Origin of the sequence: Micromonospora sp. URMC 103 (assembly GCF_051386435.1) — a bacterium.
GTDB lineage: Bacteria > Actinomycetota > Actinomycetes > Mycobacteriales > Micromonosporaceae > Micromonospora.
The window spans coordinates 2,753,395-2,770,025 of the sequence record NZ_JBPQTR010000005.1 but is presented as its reverse complement, the minus strand read 5'-3'; the positions used below and the strand labels follow the sequence as shown (position 1 = coordinate 2,770,025).

Sequence of the window (16,631 nt, the reverse complement as noted above, 5' to 3'; positions counted from 1 at the left end):
GTGACGGACGAGCGGCCCGCGGTGGCCGGGGACCGCCGTAGCGTCACGGCGTGTCACACGAGGACGAAACCGTCGTACGCCGGCGCCTGCGGCAGCTGACCGCGCGGCTGCCCGACGCGGCCGTGGCCGCCGCTCCGGCGCCGATGGGCGCGCCGGCGGTCCCGGGCGCCCTCGACCTGCCGCCGGGCGGTCCCCCCGGCTCACCGACCGCCGGGCCGCGCCCGGAGCCGGATTTCGCGGTGCCGGACGCGCCGCTCGCCCCGGCGGCGGGAACGGGCGAGTCGACGGGGGATTCGGGCCGGCTGCCCGGCCCGGGGGCGTTCGACCCGGGGCGACGTGGGGTGCGGGCGTTGGCCGCGCTCGCCGTGGTCGTGGTCCTCGGTGCCGCCCTGTGGGCCTGGCGCGCACGGCCGCACACGGAGCCGGTCCCACCGCTAGCGAGCGCCGCCGCCCCCGTGGCGGAGAGCGCCGCGGAGCCCGGTCCGAGCCCGACCGGCGAGCTCGTCGTCGCGGTCGCCGGCAAGGTACGCCGTCCCGGTCTCGTGCGACTGCCGGCCGGCGCCCGTCTCGCCGACGCGGTGGAGGCGGCCGGCGGGGCGCTCCCCGGGGTCGACGTCGCCCTGCTGAACCCGGCCCGCAAGGTGACCGACGGCGAGCTGATCGTGGTCGGGGTGACGCCGCCGCCCGCACCTCCGGGACAGCCCGCGGGCGGTTTCGGCGGCGTGCCCGCCGCCGGCGCCGCACCCGGCCCCGGCGGCCGGGTCAACCTCAACACCGCGACCCTGGCGCAACTCGACGCGTTGCCCGGGGTCGGTCCGGTGCTGGCCCAGCGCATCCTCACCCACCGTGAGCAACAGGGCGGTTTCCGGTCCGTCGGTGACCTGCGGCAGGTCGAGGGGATCGGCGACGCCCGCTACGAGCAGCTCAAGGACCTGGTGACGGTGTGACGCCGCGGCCCACGCCGGAGGCGCCGCCGACCGTCGACACCGGGGCGCCGGACCTGCGGCTGGCCGGGCTCGCGGTGGCGGCCTGGCTCACGGCCCTCGCCGGCCTGCACCTCGACGCGGCGACCGCGCTACTGATCGCGGTGCTCGCGGCGGTGTTCTCCACCGCGGGCGCACTGCACCTGCTCGGCCTGCTCGGCCGTCCCGGGCCCCGGGTCCGGCGCTACGGCTGGATCGCCGTCGCGGTGGGCATCGGGGTCGTCTGCGGCGGCACGGCGACGGCCGCCCGGCTGGCCGTCCGCGACGCCGCTCCGCTGCGCGCCCTCGCCGAGCAGCGGGCGAGCGTCACCGCCGACCTGGTCGTCCGCGACGATCCCCGGCCGGTGCGCGGCTCGCCGGGCCGCCCGGCGACCCTGCTGGTGCCGGTCGACCTCGTGAGCCTCGCGGGGCCGGACGGCCGGCGGATCACCGTTCCCGCCCGGGTGCTGGCGCTGGCCACCGATCCGGCCTGGCGGGGCATCCTGCCCGGGCAGCGGCTCACCGCGCGGGGGCGGCTCGACGTCCCGCGCGGCGGCGACCTCACCGCCGCCGTGCTGAGCGTCAGCGGTCCGCCGGTCCGACACGGTCCACCCTCCTGGCCGCAGCGCGCCGCCGGGTCGCTCCGCGCCGGCCTGCAACGCGCTTGCGCGCCGCTCCCCGACGAGCAGGGCGGGCTGCTGCCGGGGCTGGTCGTCGGCGACACGAGCCGGCTGCTGCCCACGGTGGAGGAGGACTTCCGGGCGACCGGCATGACCCACCTCAACGCGGTGTCCGGGTCCAACGTGGCGATCGTGGTCGGCGCGGTGCTGCTGCTCGCTCGCTGGTCCCGGGCCGGGCCGTGGGCCGCCGTCGCCCTCTGCGGCGTCGCCCTGGTGGGCTTCGTGATCCTGGTGCGCCCATCGCCGAGCGTGGTGCGCGCCGCCACCATGGGCGCCATCGGGCTGGCCGCGCTGGCCGCCGGCCGTCCCCGCGCGGCCCTGCCCGCGCTGGCCGCGGCCGTCACCGTGCTGGTGCTCGTCGACCCGGAGCTGGCCGGTGACCCGGGCTTCGCGCTCTCGGTCCTGGCCACCGGCGGGCTGCTGCTGCTCGCGCCGCGCTGGCGTGACGGGCTGCGCCGGCGGGGCGTCCCGGCCGGGCTGGCCGAGGCGCTGGTCGTGCCGGCGGCCGCCCAGCTCGCCTGCGCTCCCGTCGTGGCCGGCCTCTCCGGCACGGTGAGCCTGGTCGCCGTGCCGGCCAACCTGTTGGCGGTGCCGGCCATCGCGCCGGCCACCGTGCTCGGCGTGCTCGCGGCCCTGGCGTCGCCATTGTGGCCGGCGGCCGCCGAGTTCGCGGCCTGGCTGGCGAGCTGGCCGGCGTTCTGGCTGGTACTGGTGGCCCGGTACGGCGCCCGGACGCCGGCGGGCACGCTGCCGTGGCCGGACGCTGTCCCCGGCGCCCTGCTGCTGGCGGGGCTGACCGTGGCGCTGCTCATCGCCGTCCGGCGGCCCGTGGTGCGCCGGCTCGTGGCGGTGGTGGCCGTCGCCGTGGTGCTGGGCACCCTGCCGGTACGACTGCTCGCCCGGGGCTGGCCGCCGCCGGGATGGGTCGTGGTGGCATGCGCGGTCGGCCAGGGAGACGCGGTGGTGTTGCCGGTGGCCGCGGGCCGGGCCGTGGTGGTCGACGCGGGGCCGGAGCCTTCGGCGGTGGACGGCTGCCTTCGCCGGCTCGGCGTCCGCGAGGTGCCGCTGCTCGTGGTCAGTCACTTCCACGTCGACCACGTGGGCGGCATCGCCGGGGTGTTCCGAGGTCGCCGGGTGGCGGCCGTGCTCACCCCCGCAACCGGCGAGCCGGGAACCGGGCGGGATCTGGTGGGGGCCGCGGCCGCCGCCGGTCGGGCGCGTCTCGTGAACGCGCCGGCCGGCTGGGCGTACCGGGCCGGCCGGACGGAGTTGGTGGTGCTCGGCCCGCCCTACCCGCTGCGCGGCACCCGCTCCGACCCGAACAACAACTCGCTGGTGCTGCGGGCCACGGTCGCGGGCGTCCGCGTCCTGCTGCCCGGCGACGCGGAGTCCGAGGAGCAGCGGGCCCTGCTGGAGCGGTCGCCTCCGGAGGCCTTGCGGGCCGAGGTGCTCAAGGTGGCCCACCACGGTTCGGCCTATCAGGACGCGGCGTTCCTGGAGGCGGTCCGCCCCGCCGTCGCCCTGGTGCCCGTGGGCGTCGGAAACACGTACGGGCACCCGCATCCCGCGCTGCTCGCGAGGCTGGCTCGGAACGGCGTGCGGGTGCTGCGGACCGACACCGACGGCGACGTGGCCGCCGTGCACGGCGACGGTGGCCTCGCCGTGGTGGCCCGGGGCGTCCCGCCGGGGGCGGCGCCGTGAGCGCTTTCATCGGACGGACTTGGGGGAGTGCATGACGGATTGACATGAATGTCGGGATTTGCACTGAGTGCGGGCTCCGCCGCCTCAGCGGCCGGTGAGCAGGCACGATCCCGCTGCGGCCCGTGCGAATATGGGCGACGTGACCCCCGCCAGCCTCGCCCCCATTCTGCTCGTTGTCGGCGACGAGGAGCTGCTCGCCACGCGCGCGGTGAGTGAAGCCATCGCCCGGGCGCGCAGCGTCGACCCCGATGTGGACGTCCGCGAGTACCAGGCCGGCGCGCTCACGGTGGGCGAGATCGCCGAGATGCTCAGCCCGTCCCTGTTCGGTGGCCGGCGACTGCTGGTGTTGCGCTCCGGCCAGGACGCCCGCAAGGACCTCGCGGCCGCCCTGCTGGCGTACGCGAAGAATCCGGACCCGGAGGTGCAGCTCGTCGTCCTCCACCTCGGTGGCGCCAAGGGCAAGGCGTTCGCGGACGGGCTGAAGGCGGCCGGGGCGACGGTGGTGCCCGCCGCGAAGCTGAAGGGGCACCGCGACCGGGTCGCCTTCGTCCGTGACGAGATCCGCCGCGGCGGCGGCAAGTGCACCGACGACGCCGCCGAGGCGCTGATCGCCGCGGTCGGCAACGACCTCCGCGAGCTCGCCGCCGCCTGCTCCCAGCTGATCGCCGACACCGACGGGCGGATCGGCGCCGACACGGTGGCTCGCTACTACCGGGGCCGGGTGGAGGTGAGCGGCTTCACGGTGGCGGACGCCACCATGGTCGGTGACGTCCCGGCCGCGCTGGAGGCGCTGCGCTGGGCGCTGCACGTCGGCGTCGACCCGGTGCCGATCGCCGATGCCCTCGCCGACGGCGTCCGCACCGTGGCCCGCGTCGCGTCCGCGGGGCGGGGCAGCCCGTACCAACTGGCGAGCAGCCTCGGCATGCCGGCGTGGAAGATCGAGCGGGCGCAGCGGCAGGGCCGGGGCTGGACGCCGGACGGGCTCGTCGTGGCCATGCAGGCGGCCGCCGAGTGCAACGCCGCGGTCAAGGGCGGCTCGGACGACCGGGCGTACGCCCTGGAGCGGGCCGTCTTCGCGATGGCGGCCGCCCGACAGGGCGGCGCCCGGTGAGCGGAACGGTCCGCACGGCGTGGGCCACCCTCGCCGCCGACGAGGAGCAGTTCCGCCCGCTCTACGCGCGGGTGCTCGGGCTGCGGTTCGTCAACCCGGGCGGCGTGCTCTGCTTCCTCTTCTTCGAGGGAGCGGTCGCCCTCGCCGTGCTGCTCGCGCTCGCCGAACTGGTCAGCTGGTGGGCCGTGCTGGTGCTGCCGGCCGCCGTGGCGGTCATGGTGAAGCTCAACGACATGGTCGCCGCCGTGGTGGTGCGCAGCGCGGCGCTCGTACCCGAGCAGGAGCGCGACCGGTTCCGCCGCCAGATGGAGCCGGCCGTCGGGCGCGCCCGGGTGGCGTGGAACAGCCACAGCGTGCCCGGGATCGTCGTCTCGGCCGAGCCGGCCGGTCCGGCCACCCGCGACGACGTCACGAACGCGGACCGGCCCCGCCCCGACCGTCCGTCCTGACCCGGCCGCCCGGGCCCGCCGGGGAACGGCGAGGCGAGGGTGATCGACTCCGTTCCGCCGAAGTGGCGGTATCCGGCGGACCGGGACACCGCTAGATCGCCGGAATGGTGTGGATCACGCCACGGGCGCGGACGACGACAGCCGGAAGCCCCCGGGGTCAGCGCCCCGGGGGCTTCCGGCGAGGTCTGGCGACGCCTGGGTCAGGCGGAGAACGACGCGACGCGCTTGGCGATCGCCGACTTGCGGTTCGCGGCCTGGTTGGCGTGGATCACGCCCTTGCTGACCGCCTTGTCGAGCTTGCGGGAGGCGTCCCGCATGAGGGCGGTGGCCTGCTCGACGTCGCCGGTCTCGGCGGCCTGGTGGAACTTGCGGATGGCGGTCTTCAGCGACGACTTGACCGACTTGTTACGCAGCCGGCGCTTCTCGTTCTGCCGGTTGCGCTTGATCTGGGACTTGATGTTCGCCACGCGACAGCCTCGTCTTGATAGCTCGGGTTGGTCAGCTTGTGCGCGCAACGAGCATGCGTCATCGTCACGCGAAAACTCAGGTTACCAGGTCGCCCCCGGACGAGCCAAAACGGCACCCGCTCGGCACGCGAGGCCCGGCCCGGGCGGGCCCGTCGGACGCCGGCAGCCCGGCAGGGTCGAGCCGACCGGCAGGCCCTCGTCACGTCCAGCCCTGGCGGGCGGCCAGCCAGGCCAGCGCCTGCTCGCCGCTCCACCTGTTGTGCCGACGGATCTGCGGCGAGGCGGTCGGCGGGGTCGCCGCCGCCGTCGTGAGGAAGTACCCGGCCAGCGCGGCCAGCGTCACGTCCAGCGCGTCCGCGGGTGCGCCGGCGGCCGTCGGATGGCCGGCGAACAGCCGGTCGACGTCCAGCCCGCTGGCGTACCCCGTGATGAGCAGCCCGGCCAGGTCGAACCAGGCCGGGCCGCGGCACAGCCAGGTCCAGTCGCAGAACCAGGCGCCACCGCCGGCGTCGATCAGGACGTTGTCGAGCCGCAGGTCGCCGTGGATGAGCGCGTCCGGCGCGGCGGCGGCCGCGTAGCCGGGCAGCCGGGACTCGAGCGCGACCAGCTCGTGGAGACGGCCCCCGAGCCCGGTGGGCAGGGGCGGGACCGGTTCCCGACCGGCGGCCACCTCGCCCCACCAGAGGATGTCCTCCCGGGCCAGGTCGGCGAGCCGGGGCGGGTCGAGGGCGAGCAGGTCGGCCGGTGGGTCGGCGAGCGCGGCGGCCAGGTCGGCGTACCCGGCGAGGGTGGCGGCCAGCTCTTCCGGCGGCCAGGGCAGGCGGGGGGTGCGGCCGTCGACGGCGTCGAGGCAGATCGCGTACCAGCCGGCCGCCGTGACGGTCCAGCGCAGGCGGGGGACCGGCAGCCCGGCCGGGAGCCGGGCGAGGACGGCGGCCTCCCGGGCGTACCAGTCGACGAGCCGCGGCTGGTCGGCCCACGGGGCCGCCTTGAGGAAGGCGGACGAGCCGTCGGCGGTGGTCAGCACGGCGGCAAAGCCCCGGGTGAAGCCCGCGCCGGCGACCCGGGCGCCGGTCACCGGGGCGCCCAGCCGGTCCGCGACGGCGGACCGCAGGCCGGCCGGCAGCTCGGTCCAGTCGGGCCGCACGGCGGTCGCGTGGTAGGGCGGCGGCGTGGCGGGCACGCCCGCGACGCCCGCTTCCTCGGCGCCGGGCAGGCCCCCGGCAGCGCCCGCTTCCTCGGCGGCGGGCAGGCCCTCGGCAGCGCCCGCTCCCTCGGCGGCGGCGGGCAGGCCCTCGCCGACGGGCAGGCCCTCGGCGGCCGACACTCCTTCGGTGGCGCACACCCCTCCAGTGTCGTACCCCGTCGGCAGGATGCGGTGGTGCCCATCGACGACGTCCCGAATCCCGGCGAGCCCACCGTTCTGCGAGACTGCGAGGCCATGAGGACCGACGAGTTCTGGCAGTTGATCGACCAGGCGCGGGCCGGCGGTGGGGGAGAGGCCCAGGCGGTGGCCGCCCGGGCCGTGGCGCTGCTGGCCGAGCGCGACCCGGCCGAGATCGTCGGCTACGCCCACCACCAGCGGCGGGTGCTCGCCGCGAGCCACACGGTGGACCTCTGGGGCGCGGCCTACCTCATCAACGGTGGGGCCTCGGACGACGGCTTCGAATACTTCCGCGGCTGGCTCATGGCCCAGGGCCGCGCCGTCTTCGCCAAGGCCGTCGCCGACCCGGATTCGCTGGCCGAGCTGCCGCAGGTGCGGGCCGCCGCGCTCTCCGGCGAGGAGTTCGAGTCGGAGGACATGCTCGCGGTGCCCTGGGAGGCGTACCGCCGGGCGACGGCCACCGATCTGCCGGCCGACCGTGACCCGGTGGCGACGCCGGACCTCAACGACTTCTGGGACTTCGACGACGAGGAGGAGGCCCGGCGGCGGCTGCCGCGCCTCGCCGCGCTCTTCGTCGAGCCGCCGGAGGAGTGATCCGACCGCGCCCGGGACGGCGTGGGAGCATAGAGGGGGCCGGCGTCGCGCCGGCCCGCTCACGTCAGCCGACCAGAACGGACAGCTGTGCCACCGACGCTCGATTCCGGCGCGAACGCTCCTGGTGCCACCGACCCCGGCCGCATCAGGAACTTCTGCATCATCGCCCACATCGACCACGGGAAGTCGACCCTGGCCGACCGGATGCTGCAGCTCACCGGTGTGGTCGACCCGCGGCAGATGCGCGCCCAGTATCTCGACCGGATGGACATCGAGCGCGAGCGCGGCATCACGATCAAGAGCCAGGCCGTCCGGATGCCGTGGACGATCCGCGAGGGCGACCGGGCGGGCGAGACCGCCGTCCTCAACATGATCGACACCCCGGGGCACGTCGACTTCACCTACGAGGTGTCCCGGTCCCTCGCGGCGTGTGAGGGCGCGATCCTGCTGGTCGACGCGGCGCAGGGGATCGAGGCGCAGACGCTCGCCAACCTCTACCTGGCGCTCGAGAACGACCTGCACATCATCCCGGTGCTCAACAAGATCGACCTGCCGGCCGCCCAACCGGAGAAGTACGCCGAGGAGCTGGCCCACCTGATCGGCGGCGACCCGGCCGACTGCATCAGGGTCTCGGGCAAGACCGGCGAGGGCGTGCCGCACCTGCTCGACGAGATCGTCCGGCAGTTCCAGCCGCCGGTCGGCGACGCCGATGCGCCCGCCCGCGCCATGATCTTCGACTCGGTGTACGACGTCTACCGGGGTGTGGTCACCTACGTGCGGGTGGTCGACGGCCGCATCAGCGCCCGCGACCGGATCAAGATGATGTCCACGGGCGCCACCCACGAGCTGCTGGAGATCGGTGTCATCTCACCGGAGATGCAGAAGGCCGACGCGCTCGGCGTCGGCGAGGTGGGCTACCTGATCACCGGTGTGAAGGACGTCCGGCAGTCCCGCGTCGGCGACACGGTCACCATCAACGCCAACCCGGCGACCGACGCCCTCGGCGGCTACAAGGACCCGAAGCCGATGGTCTACTCGGGCCTCTACCCGATCGACGGGTCCGACTACCCCAACCTCCGGGACGCCCTCGACAAGCTCAAGCTCAACGACGCGGCGCTGACCTACGAGCCGGAGACCTCCGGCGCGCTCGGCTTCGGCTTCCGCTGCGGCTTCCTCGGCCTGCTGCACCTGGAGATCATCCGGGAGCGGCTGGAGCGCGAGTTCAACCTCGACCTCATCTCGACGGCGCCCAACGTGGTCTACCGGGCCGTGCAGGACGACGGTCAGGAGATCGTGGTCACCAACCCGAGCGAGTACCCGACCGGCAAGATCGCCGAGGTGTACGAGCCGACCGTGCGGGCCACCGTGCTGACCCCGAACGACTACGTCGGGGCGGTGATGGAGCTCTGCCAGGGGCGGCGGGGCAACCTGCTCGGCATGGACTACCTGTCGGCCGACCGGGTGGAGCTGCGTTACACGCTGCCGCTCGCCGAGATCATCTTCGACTTCTTCGACCAGTTGAAGAGCCGGACCAAGGGTTACGCCTCGCTCGACTACGAGCCGTCGGGCGAGCAGGCGTCCGATCTGGTCAAGGTGGACATCCTCCTGCACGGTGAGCCGGTGGACGCGTTCAGCGCCATCGTGCACAAGGACAAGGCGTACAACTACGGCGTCTCGATCGCCGCGAAGCTGCGCAACCTCATCCCGCGCCAGCAGTTCGAGGTGCCCATCCAGGCGGCGATCGGCAGCCGGGTCATCGCCCGGGAGACGATCCGGGCGATCCGCAAGGACGTGCTCGCGAAGTGCTACGGCGGCGACATCAGCCGTAAGCGCAAGCTGCTGGAGAAGCAGAAGGAGGGCAAGAAGCGGATGAAGATGGTGGGCCGCGTGGAGGTCCCGCAGGAGGCCTTCATCGCTGCGCTCTCCTCCGACTCCGCCGACGCCAAGCCCGCCGGAAAGAAGTAACCACCACGCCGACGGCCGGTCCCGGCCGGGGGCGGGACGACTCGTCCCGGCCCCGGCGGGGCCGGCCGTCGCCGCGTACCCGGGGGCGGGCCTGAAGGAATTCTTCCGCCGCGCCGGGCCGCCCGAAGGTCCGTCGCCACCCGGCCTGACCTGCGTGGACGGTGCCCCGGTGGGACCGGCGGAGTGGCGGGACATCGGCGTACGACGACGTTTCCCTCCGGGTGCCGGTTTGGTTTTTCGACGGCTCGGGAACTTAGCGGCCACGACAGGAAGCACACACAACGTGTGACACATTCTTGAAGGAGGGCGACCGTGGAGCTGACCGTTTGGGGCATCATCACCGCGCTCATCGTTGGTCTGATCGTCGGGGCGCTGGGCCGTCTGGTCGTCCCGGGCCGGCAGGACATGCCGATGTGGCTGCACATGCTGATCGGTGTGGGCGCCGCGCTTCTCGGCACGGTGCTGGCGCGGGCGGTGGGCATCGCGACCGAGACCGAGGGTATCGACTGGGGCGAGCTGCTGGTGCAGGTCGTACTGGCCGCCATCGCGGTGGCCCTGGTGGCCGGCGTGGGACGCCGCCGCAGCGTCACCCGGTGATGACGGCCGGCCTGCGGCCGGCTACCGCACTGCCGAAACGGGCGTCCGACCGAGAGGTCGGGCGCCCGTTCGGCGTCTGCCCGGTTCGGCGCGGAACGCACTGGTAACGAGACGTTCGCAAACGGTGCCCCGGTAAGTCGGTTTGGCGGATCGGCCGATCGGGAACCTTCCCGTCGTACAGGAAACGACGTACTACTGAGGAGGGCGACCGTGGAGCTGACCGTTTGGGGCATCATCACCGCGCTCATCGTTGGTCTGATCGTCGGGGCGCTCGGCCGTCTGGTCGTCCCCGGCCGGCAGAACATGCCGATGTGGCTGCACATGCTGATCGGTGTCGGTGCCGCGCTTCTCGGCACGGTGCTGGCGCGGGCGGTGGGCATCGCGACCGAGACCGAGGGTATCGACTGGGGCGAGCTGCTGGTGCAGGTCGTGCTGGCCGCCATCGCGGTGGCCCTCGTCGCCGGCGTGGGGCGCCGCCGCAGCGTCACCTACCGGTAATTAATCCATCGGATTCGCGAAGGGGCGCCCGGCCGTTCGGCCGGGCGCCCCTTCGTCGGGATACGGCACGATTTCGCGCCCGCTGCCCCCTGCCTCGCGACCCCGGCCTGCGGTACGGTCGCGTCGCCCCGTCCCGATCGCCCACTGTCGTAAAGGATTTTTTCCTACTAAGGTGCGGCGGAGAAGGTTAGTGCCAGGCGGCGCGAGGGGAGATGTGGCGTGAACAGGTGGAAGCGGCTGGCCCCGGTCACCGCCTTGGTGGCTTCGGCCGCGATGGTGCTGACCGGTTGCGGCGGCTCCGGCGACGACGACGCGGCCGACACGAGCAAGCTGACGGTCTGGATGATGGGCGAGGGGGGCGACGCCCAGAACGCGTTCCTCGACGGCGTCGAGGCCGAGTTCAAGCAGAAGCACCCCGGCACCGACGTGGTGGTGCAGTACATCCCGTGGCTCGAGGCGCCGAAGAAGTTCCAGGCCGCACTCGCCGGCGGTGAGGGGCCGGACGTCACCGAGCTGGGCAACACCGAGACGCAGGGCTGGGCGGCGCAGGAGGCCCTCGCCGACCTGACCGGCCGGATGAACGGCTGGGCCGACGGCAAGGACATCCTTCCCGACCTGGTGAGGAACGCGCAGCTCGACGGCAAGCAGTACGGCGTGCCGTGGTACGCCGGTGTGCGGGCCATCTTCTACCGCACGGACTGGTTCGCCGAGGCGGGCGTGAAGCCGCCGACGACCTGGGACGAGCTGGTCACCGTCGCCAAGACGGTGCAGGCCAAGAAGCCGAACACGTACGGCATCGCCGTGCCGGGCAACTCCGAGTTGCCCTTCTACTCCTTCCTCTGGGGGGCGGGCGGCGAGATCGCCACGCAGCAGAACGGCGCCTGGAAGTCCGGCTACACCAGCCCCGAGGCGCAGCGGGCCGTCAAGTTCTGGACGGACCTCGTGACCGTCCACAAGGTCGCCCCGCCCGCGGCGGCCGGTTGGAACGAGATCGACGCGCGCACCCAGTTCGCCACGGGCAAGGCGGCCATGGCCTTCGCCGGCAGTTGGCAGCAGGGCGCCATCAAGAAGGACAACCCGGAGATCGAGAAGGTGTGGGGCACGTTCCCGATCCCCGGCCCGGACGGCAAGGCGGCGCCCGGCTTCGCGGGCGGCTCGGACCTCGCCGTCTGGAAGGACAGCGAGCGGCAGGACCTCGCCTGGGACTACCTGACGGTGCTCGCAAACAAGAAGAACGCGCAGACGTTCGCCGACAGCCTCGGCTTCTTTCCCGTCTACCGGGATCTCGTTGGCGGCAACAAGTACGCCAATGACAAGATCATGTCGGCGTTCGCGACCACGATGCAGAACACGAAGGTCACGCCGCTCACCCCGAAGTGGGTGGAGGTCAGCCGCACCAAGACGGTGACCCAGGCGATGAACAGCTCGGTCATGAAGGGTCAAAAGACGGTCGAGAAGGCCACCGCCGACGCGGCCGCGGAGATGGAAAGCATCCTCAACGCCAAGTGACCACGCTGACCGAGGCGCCGGAGACGCCCGCCGCTCGGGAGATCCCCGCGCGGCGGCGTCGCCCGGTCGACCGCCTGCCCTACCTGCTGCTCCTACCCTGCGTCGTCGTCGTCGGCGTGCTGCTGCTCTGGCCCCTCGGCCAGGTGGTCGTCATGTCGTTCTACCGGCTCAACAACGTCCGCCAGTTGCGCGGCGACCGCGAGTGGCCGTGGGCGGGGCTCGGGAACTACACGCAGATCCTCGGCGACCCGTTCTTCTGGACGGTCCTGCGCAACACCGTGCTGTTCGCGGTGGCCAACGTCGTGCTCACCATGATCGTGGGCACTCTGGTGGGGCTGCTGCTCAACCGGCTCGGCCGCAGGATGGCCACCTTCGTGGCCAGTTGCGTGATGCTCGCCTGGGCCACCCCGGCGCTCACCGGCACGATCGTCTGGAAGTGGATCTTCGACGACACGAGCGGCCTGGCCACCTGGTTGTTCAACGCGCTGCCCGACGGGATGTCGCAGGCGCTGTTCGGGCGTACCGACTGGACGGGCTACGGCTGGTTCAACTCGCCGCTGCTGTTCTTCTCGATCCTGACCCTCGTGGTGGTCTGGCACTCGTTCCCGTTCATCGCGGTCAGCGTGCTGGCCGGGTTGAAGAGCGTGCCGAGCGAGCTGCACGAGGCGGCCCGGGTGGACGGAGCGGGGCCGTGGCGGGTGTTCTGGCGGATCACCTTCCCGCTCCTGCGCCCGGTCTTCGGGATCCTGATCGTGCTCTCCACGATCTGGGACTTCAAGGTGTTCACCCAGCAGTTCGTGCTGTCCGGCGGCACCCAGGACCGGCCCACGTTCATGCTCTCCATCTACTCGTACGCCGAGGCGTTCTCGCCCCCGCCGAAGTACGGGCTCGGCGCGGCCATCGCGGTGATCCTCACCGTGATCCTGCTCGTGGTGACCGGCTTCTACGTGCGGATGGTGCTCAAGCAGGAGGACGGGTCGTGAAGAAGGTCGCGCTCAACGGCGCGGGGCTGCTGGTGGCGCTCTTCGCGGCCTTCCCGGTCTACTGGATGATCGCCACGTCGCTGAAGCCGAACCGGGAGATCTTCTCGGCCACGCCGCAGCCGGTGCCGGCGCACCCCACGCTCGACCACTACCGGGACATCCTGACCGGCAACCTGATCCCCGGCGTGACCTTCGCCGACTTCTTCCTCAACAGCGCAATCGTCGCCGTCGCCACGGTGCTGCTCAGCGGCCTGGTGGCGCTCCTGGCCGCCACCGCGGTGGCCCGGTTCCGGTTCCGGCTGCGCACCAGCTTCCTGATCATGCTGCTCGTGGTGCAGATGATCCCGCTGGAGGCCCTCGTCATCCCCCTGTTCCTGATGATCCAGCGGCTGGGGCTCTACAACACCCTGCCCAGCCTCATCCTCACCTACCTCGGCTTCTCGCTGCCGTTCGCGGTCTGGATGCTGCGCGGCTTCGTGGCCGCGGTGCCGAAGGAGTTGGAGGAGGCGGCGGCCATCGACGGCGCGAGCCGGGCGCAGACCTTCCGGCGGATCCTCTTTCCGCTGGTCGCCCCGGGGCTGGTCGCCACCAGCATCTTCTCCTTCATCACGGCCTGGAACGAGCTGATCTTCGCGCTCACATTCATCAACGACCAGGACCGCTACACCCTGCCGGTGGCCATGGCGTTCTTCAACGGACGCGACGACACCGCCTGGGGTCCCGTCATGGCGGCGTCCACACTGTTCACCCTGCCGGTGATCGTCTTCTTCCTGCTGGTGCAGCGGCGGATGGTCTCCGGGCTGGTCGCCGGCGCCGTGAAGGGCTGACGTCGCGGGCGCCGGCGTCCTGAAGGGCCGACGTCGCGGGCGCCGGCGTCCTGAAGGGCTGACGTCGCGGCCGCCGGCGCCGTTGCGGTGATCTTTCGCGCTGTTCACGGCCCCGGCCGGACGACTACGCTGACCGCCATGACGGGCAGGGTGGTGGCGGTGAACCTCGGCGTGGTCACCGAGGCGGAGTGGGCCGGCGACGCGAGCGGCCGCACCGGCATCGACAAGCGGCCGGTGGACGGCCCGGTGCTGTTCGGCGTCGACGGCGTGGTCGGCGACTTCATCGGTGAGCGCGCCCACCACGGTGGTCCGGACCAGGCGGTCTACGCCTACGCGGAGGAGGACGCCGGCTGGTGGGCCGCCGAGCTGGGCCGTGACCTGCGGCCCGGGGGCTTCGGCGAGAACCTCACCACGTACGCGGTGGACGTGACGGGGGCCGTGATCGGCGAGCAGTGGCAGATCGGGTCCGCGGTGCTCCAGGTGACCAAGCCGCGCACGCCGTGCACCACCTTCGCCGGCTTCTGGGGCATGCCCGACCTGATCAAGCGCTTCACGGCCCGCGCGCTGCCCGGCGCGTACCTGCGGGTGCTGCGCGAGGGCGAGGTCGGCCCGGGCGACCCGGTGCAGGTGGTCGACCGGCCCGCGCACGGGGTGACGATCGGCGAGGTGTTCCGGGCCCTCAACCTCGAGCCGGCGCTGCTGCCCCGGTTGCTCGACGCGCCCGACCTGCCGGAGGGGATCCGGGAAAAGGCACGCCGCCGGCTCGCCGTCCGCTGAGCGGCGGCGGCCGTCGGCGGATGTGGCAAAGGGCCCCCTGCCCCGCGCGAGGCGGCGGCAGCGGGGCCCTTCCCTACGAGGTCAGCGCAGCCAGGGGATGCTGCGGTCGAGAAGACCGCGCTCCTTGAGCTCCTTGCGCAGCGGGATCTCGTCGTCGACGTAGCCGTCCCAGTTGATGCCCCAGTAGTTCGCGGTGTGGGTGCCCTCACCGAGGAGCTGGCGCTGCACCGGCGTCCGGTTGCGGTACCACTCGCCGTTCTTGTCGGGGTGCAGCTCGTCCAACGGGCGGATCCACCGGTAGGTGTAGCCCACGAACAGCATCTTCCGCGTGATGTTCGACAGGTTGGTGGAGCGGGAGTGCCACTGCCGGCGGTCGAAGATGAACGCGTCGCCCGGGTTGGCGGTGATCTCCACCGTGCCCTCCGGGTCGGGGTTGTGCACCGTCAGGTCCTTGGGCCGGGGCAGCGAGTTCCACAGGTGGCTGCCCGGGATGACCTTGGTGGCGCCACGGCCCTTCTCCGACAGGTCGGAGAGCACGTACGCGACCTTGAGCGAGAACATGGGGCGCGGCAGGTTCGGGTCCATGGTCTCCGGGTCGGAGTTCTGCCGGTACCCGTCCTGGTGCCAGCCCCAGTACGGCTTCTCCGGCTCCAGCGCCGGCGGGGTCACGTCCAGGTGGTTGTGGTGCGTGTAGATGTTCCAGCCGGCCAGGCCCCACATGTACGGGAAGGCGATGGGGTGGGTGAGCAGCTCGCCGAAGAGCTCGTCCCGCTCGAGGAAGCCCAGCAGGTGCAGGGTTCCGTCCTTGGTGGTGTTGCCCTTGGCCTTCTCCTCGGCGTAGACGCGGTCGACCGCCGCCTCCAGGGCCGCCCGGTGGTCCTCGGTCAGGACATTGCGCAGCAGGAGGAAGCCCTGCTCGTGGAACTCCTTGCGGTCAGTGTCACTGATCGGTTCGTAACCGGTCCGGTCGCCGTAGTCGAACGCCACGTCGTACCCCTCCCCATGAGGCGAAGCCATGTCTGGCACAGGCCGCCGATCGTAACGCGCCGGGCCGGGGGTAGGGGAAGGGCGATTGGCGGGTACGGGCCGTACCGGAACCATCGGCAGCGGAGCGGTCACGGGCGGTCACGGCCAACGCGAAAACGGCGCGACCTGGGATGGTTTGCCGGTTTGTGCGGCTACTGACGGTCAGGAGATCCGGGTCGCTGCGGCTCAGCCGTCGGCGAAGACCTCGGCCACGACGCGGCTGGCTCCCTGCGGGTCGCCGGCCACCTCGGTCCAGGTGCCGTCGCGGGCGGTCCACTCCAGGCCCTCGAAGCGCACCCGCTTGACGCCGTGGTCCTGGGCGTGCGAGACCAGCCAGTGCGCGTACCGCCAGCCGTTGCGCTGGTCGGACGCGGCCAGGGTGAGCCCCGTCAGCTCGGCGGGCACGGCGCTGCCGGCGACGCCCCAGTCGAGCGCCAGGCTCCTCGTCAGCGCGGCGGCGGCCGCCTCGCCCCGCATCACGGGGGTGCCGCCGACCGTGCAGGCCACCGCACCGGTCACGTCGCCGAGCAGCGCCCTGCTGAGCACCGCGGACTCGTCGGCCCACTTCTGGTACGCCTCGGGGAACGCGGAACGCTGCACCCGCTGGGCGGCGTCGGTGATCCGCATCCGCTCCCAGCCGCGGACCTTCTTCAACGCGGCGTAGAACCGCTTGGCCGCGTACCGCGGGTCACGGATCTCGTCCGGGGTGCCCCAGCCCTGGCTCGGTCGCTGCTGGAACAGGCCGACCGAGTCCCGGTCGCCGTCGGGCAGGTTGCGAAGGCCGGACTCCTGGTACGCGGTGGCCAGCGCCACCACCACGGCCCGCTCCGGCAGGCCCTGCTGGGCGCCGATCGCCGCGACGGTCGCGGCGTTGGCCATCTGGTCGGCGTCCAGCACCACCCGACCGTCGGCCTGCACCGTGCAGGTCCGGCTGGCGAGCGGCAGGCGAAGCTCGCCGCCGATCCGTCGGACGAGGACCAGGACACCGACGACGGCGAGCAGGACGAGGACGACACCGCCCGCCACGACAGTCCGAGTTCGCACCCACACCCCCTGTGAGACAGTTCGACAAGCGTACGTCCCCCGTCGGCCCGTCCGGGC

General features: G+C 72.9%; 16 protein-coding genes. 12 read left to right on the top strand and 4 right to left on the bottom strand.

Translation table 11 applies throughout. The features are described 5' to 3' along the window. Nucleotides 1–50: 50 nt before the first annotated feature. The 4 genes from ACSNOA_RS26020 to ACSNOA_RS26005 all read left to right on the top strand — a co-directional run bounded on the left by ACSNOA_RS26020 (nt 51) and on the right by ACSNOA_RS26005 (nt 4,903). Nucleotides 51–947, top strand: coding sequence for a helix-hairpin-helix domain-containing protein (locus tag ACSNOA_RS26020; protein ID WP_436662223.1), 897 nt, complete (start codon nt 51–53; stop codon nt 945–947). After that, complete coding sequence (locus ACSNOA_RS26015) at nt 944–3,343, top strand: ComEC/Rec2 family competence protein (RefSeq protein ID WP_436662221.1); 2,400 nt, start codon at nt 944–946, stop codon at nt 3,341–3,343. Before ACSNOA_RS26020 ends, ACSNOA_RS26015 begins: the two co-directional genes overlap by 4 nt. Before the next feature lie 130 nt (nt 3,344–3,473). Continuing rightward, nucleotides 3,474–4,454 carry a DNA polymerase III subunit delta gene (holA, locus tag ACSNOA_RS26010; RefSeq protein ID WP_436662219.1) on the top strand — a complete coding sequence of 327 codons (981 nt, stop codon included), beginning with the start codon at nt 3,474–3,476 and terminating at the stop codon, nt 4,452–4,454. Then, the gene (locus ACSNOA_RS26005; RefSeq protein WP_436662217.1) at nt 4,451–4,903 is read left to right on the top strand and encodes a hypothetical protein; all 453 of its coding nucleotides are present in this window, start codon (nt 4,451–4,453) and stop codon (nt 4,901–4,903) included. The genes holA and ACSNOA_RS26005 overlap by 4 nt, the downstream gene beginning before the upstream one ends. A 200-nt stretch (nt 4,904–5,103) precedes the next feature. On the opposite strand, the gene rpsT is transcribed toward ACSNOA_RS26005, so the two are convergent. Next, nucleotides 5,104–5,370 carry a 30S ribosomal protein S20 gene (gene rpsT, locus ACSNOA_RS26000; RefSeq protein ID WP_436662215.1) on the bottom strand — a complete coding sequence of 89 codons (267 nt, stop codon included), beginning with the start codon at nt 5,368–5,370 and terminating at the stop codon, nt 5,104–5,106. 199 nt (nt 5,371–5,569) lie between these two features. Beyond that, nucleotides 5,570–6,553 carry a phosphotransferase family protein gene (locus ACSNOA_RS25995; RefSeq protein ID WP_436662457.1) on the bottom strand — a complete coding sequence of 328 codons (984 nt, stop codon included), beginning with the start codon at nt 6,551–6,553 and terminating at the stop codon, nt 5,570–5,572. 258 nt (nt 6,554–6,811) lie between these two features. Here ACSNOA_RS25995 and ACSNOA_RS25990 point away from each other — a divergent pair, with 258 nt between their 5' ends. From ACSNOA_RS25990 to ACSNOA_RS25955, 8 genes are all read left to right on the top strand, one after another. Then, complete coding sequence (locus tag ACSNOA_RS25990) at nt 6,812–7,348, top strand: DUF4240 domain-containing protein (RefSeq protein WP_436662213.1); 537 nt, start codon at nt 6,812–6,814, stop codon at nt 7,346–7,348. A gap of 87 nt (nt 7,349–7,435) precedes the next feature. Next, nucleotides 7,436–9,313 carry a translation elongation factor 4 gene (lepA, locus tag ACSNOA_RS25985; protein WP_436662211.1) on the top strand — a complete coding sequence of 626 codons (1,878 nt, stop codon included), beginning with the start codon at nt 7,436–7,438 and terminating at the stop codon, nt 9,311–9,313. A 312-nt stretch (nt 9,314–9,625) separates the two neighbouring features. After that, nucleotides 9,626–9,910 (top strand): GlsB/YeaQ/YmgE family stress response membrane protein, encoded by a 285-nt coding sequence (locus tag ACSNOA_RS25980; protein WP_436662210.1) that lies wholly within the window; start codon nt 9,626–9,628, stop codon nt 9,908–9,910. 210 nt (nt 9,911–10,120) lie between these two features. Further along, complete coding sequence (locus ACSNOA_RS25975; protein ID WP_436662208.1) at nt 10,121–10,408, top strand: GlsB/YeaQ/YmgE family stress response membrane protein; 288 nt, start codon at nt 10,121–10,123, stop codon at nt 10,406–10,408. A 219-nt stretch (nt 10,409–10,627) separates the two neighbouring features. Then, nucleotides 10,628–11,917, top strand: coding sequence for a sugar ABC transporter substrate-binding protein (locus ACSNOA_RS25970; protein WP_436662206.1), 1,290 nt, complete (start codon nt 10,628–10,630; stop codon nt 11,915–11,917). Beyond that, nucleotides 11,914–12,900, top strand: a complete 987-nt coding sequence (locus ACSNOA_RS25965) for a carbohydrate ABC transporter permease (RefSeq protein WP_436662204.1) — start codon at nt 11,914–11,916, stop codon at nt 12,898–12,900. Before ACSNOA_RS25970 ends, ACSNOA_RS25965 begins: the two co-directional genes overlap by 4 nt. Beyond that, nucleotides 12,897–13,727: a carbohydrate ABC transporter permease gene (locus tag ACSNOA_RS25960; protein WP_436662202.1), complete on the top strand. Its 831-nt coding sequence runs from the start codon at nt 12,897–12,899 to the stop codon at nt 13,725–13,727. Before ACSNOA_RS25965 ends, ACSNOA_RS25960 begins: the two co-directional genes overlap by 4 nt. A 138-nt stretch (nt 13,728–13,865) precedes the next feature. Continuing rightward, a complete protein-coding gene (locus ACSNOA_RS25955; RefSeq protein WP_436662200.1) occupies nt 13,866–14,504 on the top strand; it encodes an MOSC domain-containing protein in 639 nt (212 codons plus the stop codon). An 81-nt stretch (nt 14,505–14,585) separates the two neighbouring features. On the opposite strand, the gene ACSNOA_RS25950 is transcribed toward ACSNOA_RS25955, so the two are convergent. Both ACSNOA_RS25950 and ACSNOA_RS25945 read right to left on the bottom strand, forming a co-directional pair. Continuing rightward, the gene (locus ACSNOA_RS25950) at nt 14,586–15,521 is read right to left on the bottom strand and encodes a phytanoyl-CoA dioxygenase family protein (protein WP_436662198.1); all 936 of its coding nucleotides are present in this window, start codon (nt 15,519–15,521) and stop codon (nt 14,586–14,588) included. A 195-nt stretch (nt 15,522–15,716) separates the two neighbouring features. Continuing rightward, on the bottom strand, nt 15,717–16,580 hold the full coding sequence (locus tag ACSNOA_RS25945) for a hypothetical protein (protein WP_436662197.1): 864 nt from the start codon (nt 16,578–16,580) through the stop codon (nt 15,717–15,719). Between the last annotated feature and the right edge of the window lie 51 nt (nt 16,581–16,631).

Excerpts from the sequence above, each read along its gene's own strand:
- holA (WP_436662219.1), top strand. The coding sequence starts at position 3,474 with ATGGGCGACGTGACCCCCGCCAGCCTCGCCCCCATTCTGCTCGTTGTC.
- ACSNOA_RS25990 (WP_436662213.1), top strand. The coding sequence starts at position 6,812 with ATGAGGACCGACGAGTTCTGGCAGTTGATCGACCAGGCGCGGGCCGGC.
- ACSNOA_RS25955 (WP_436662200.1), top strand. The coding sequence starts at position 13,866 with ATGACGGGCAGGGTGGTGGCGGTGAACCTCGGCGTGGTCACCGAGGCG.
- ACSNOA_RS25950 (WP_436662198.1), bottom strand. The coding sequence starts at position 15,521 with ATGGCTTCGCCTCATGGGGAGGGGTACGACGTGGCGTTCGACTACGGC.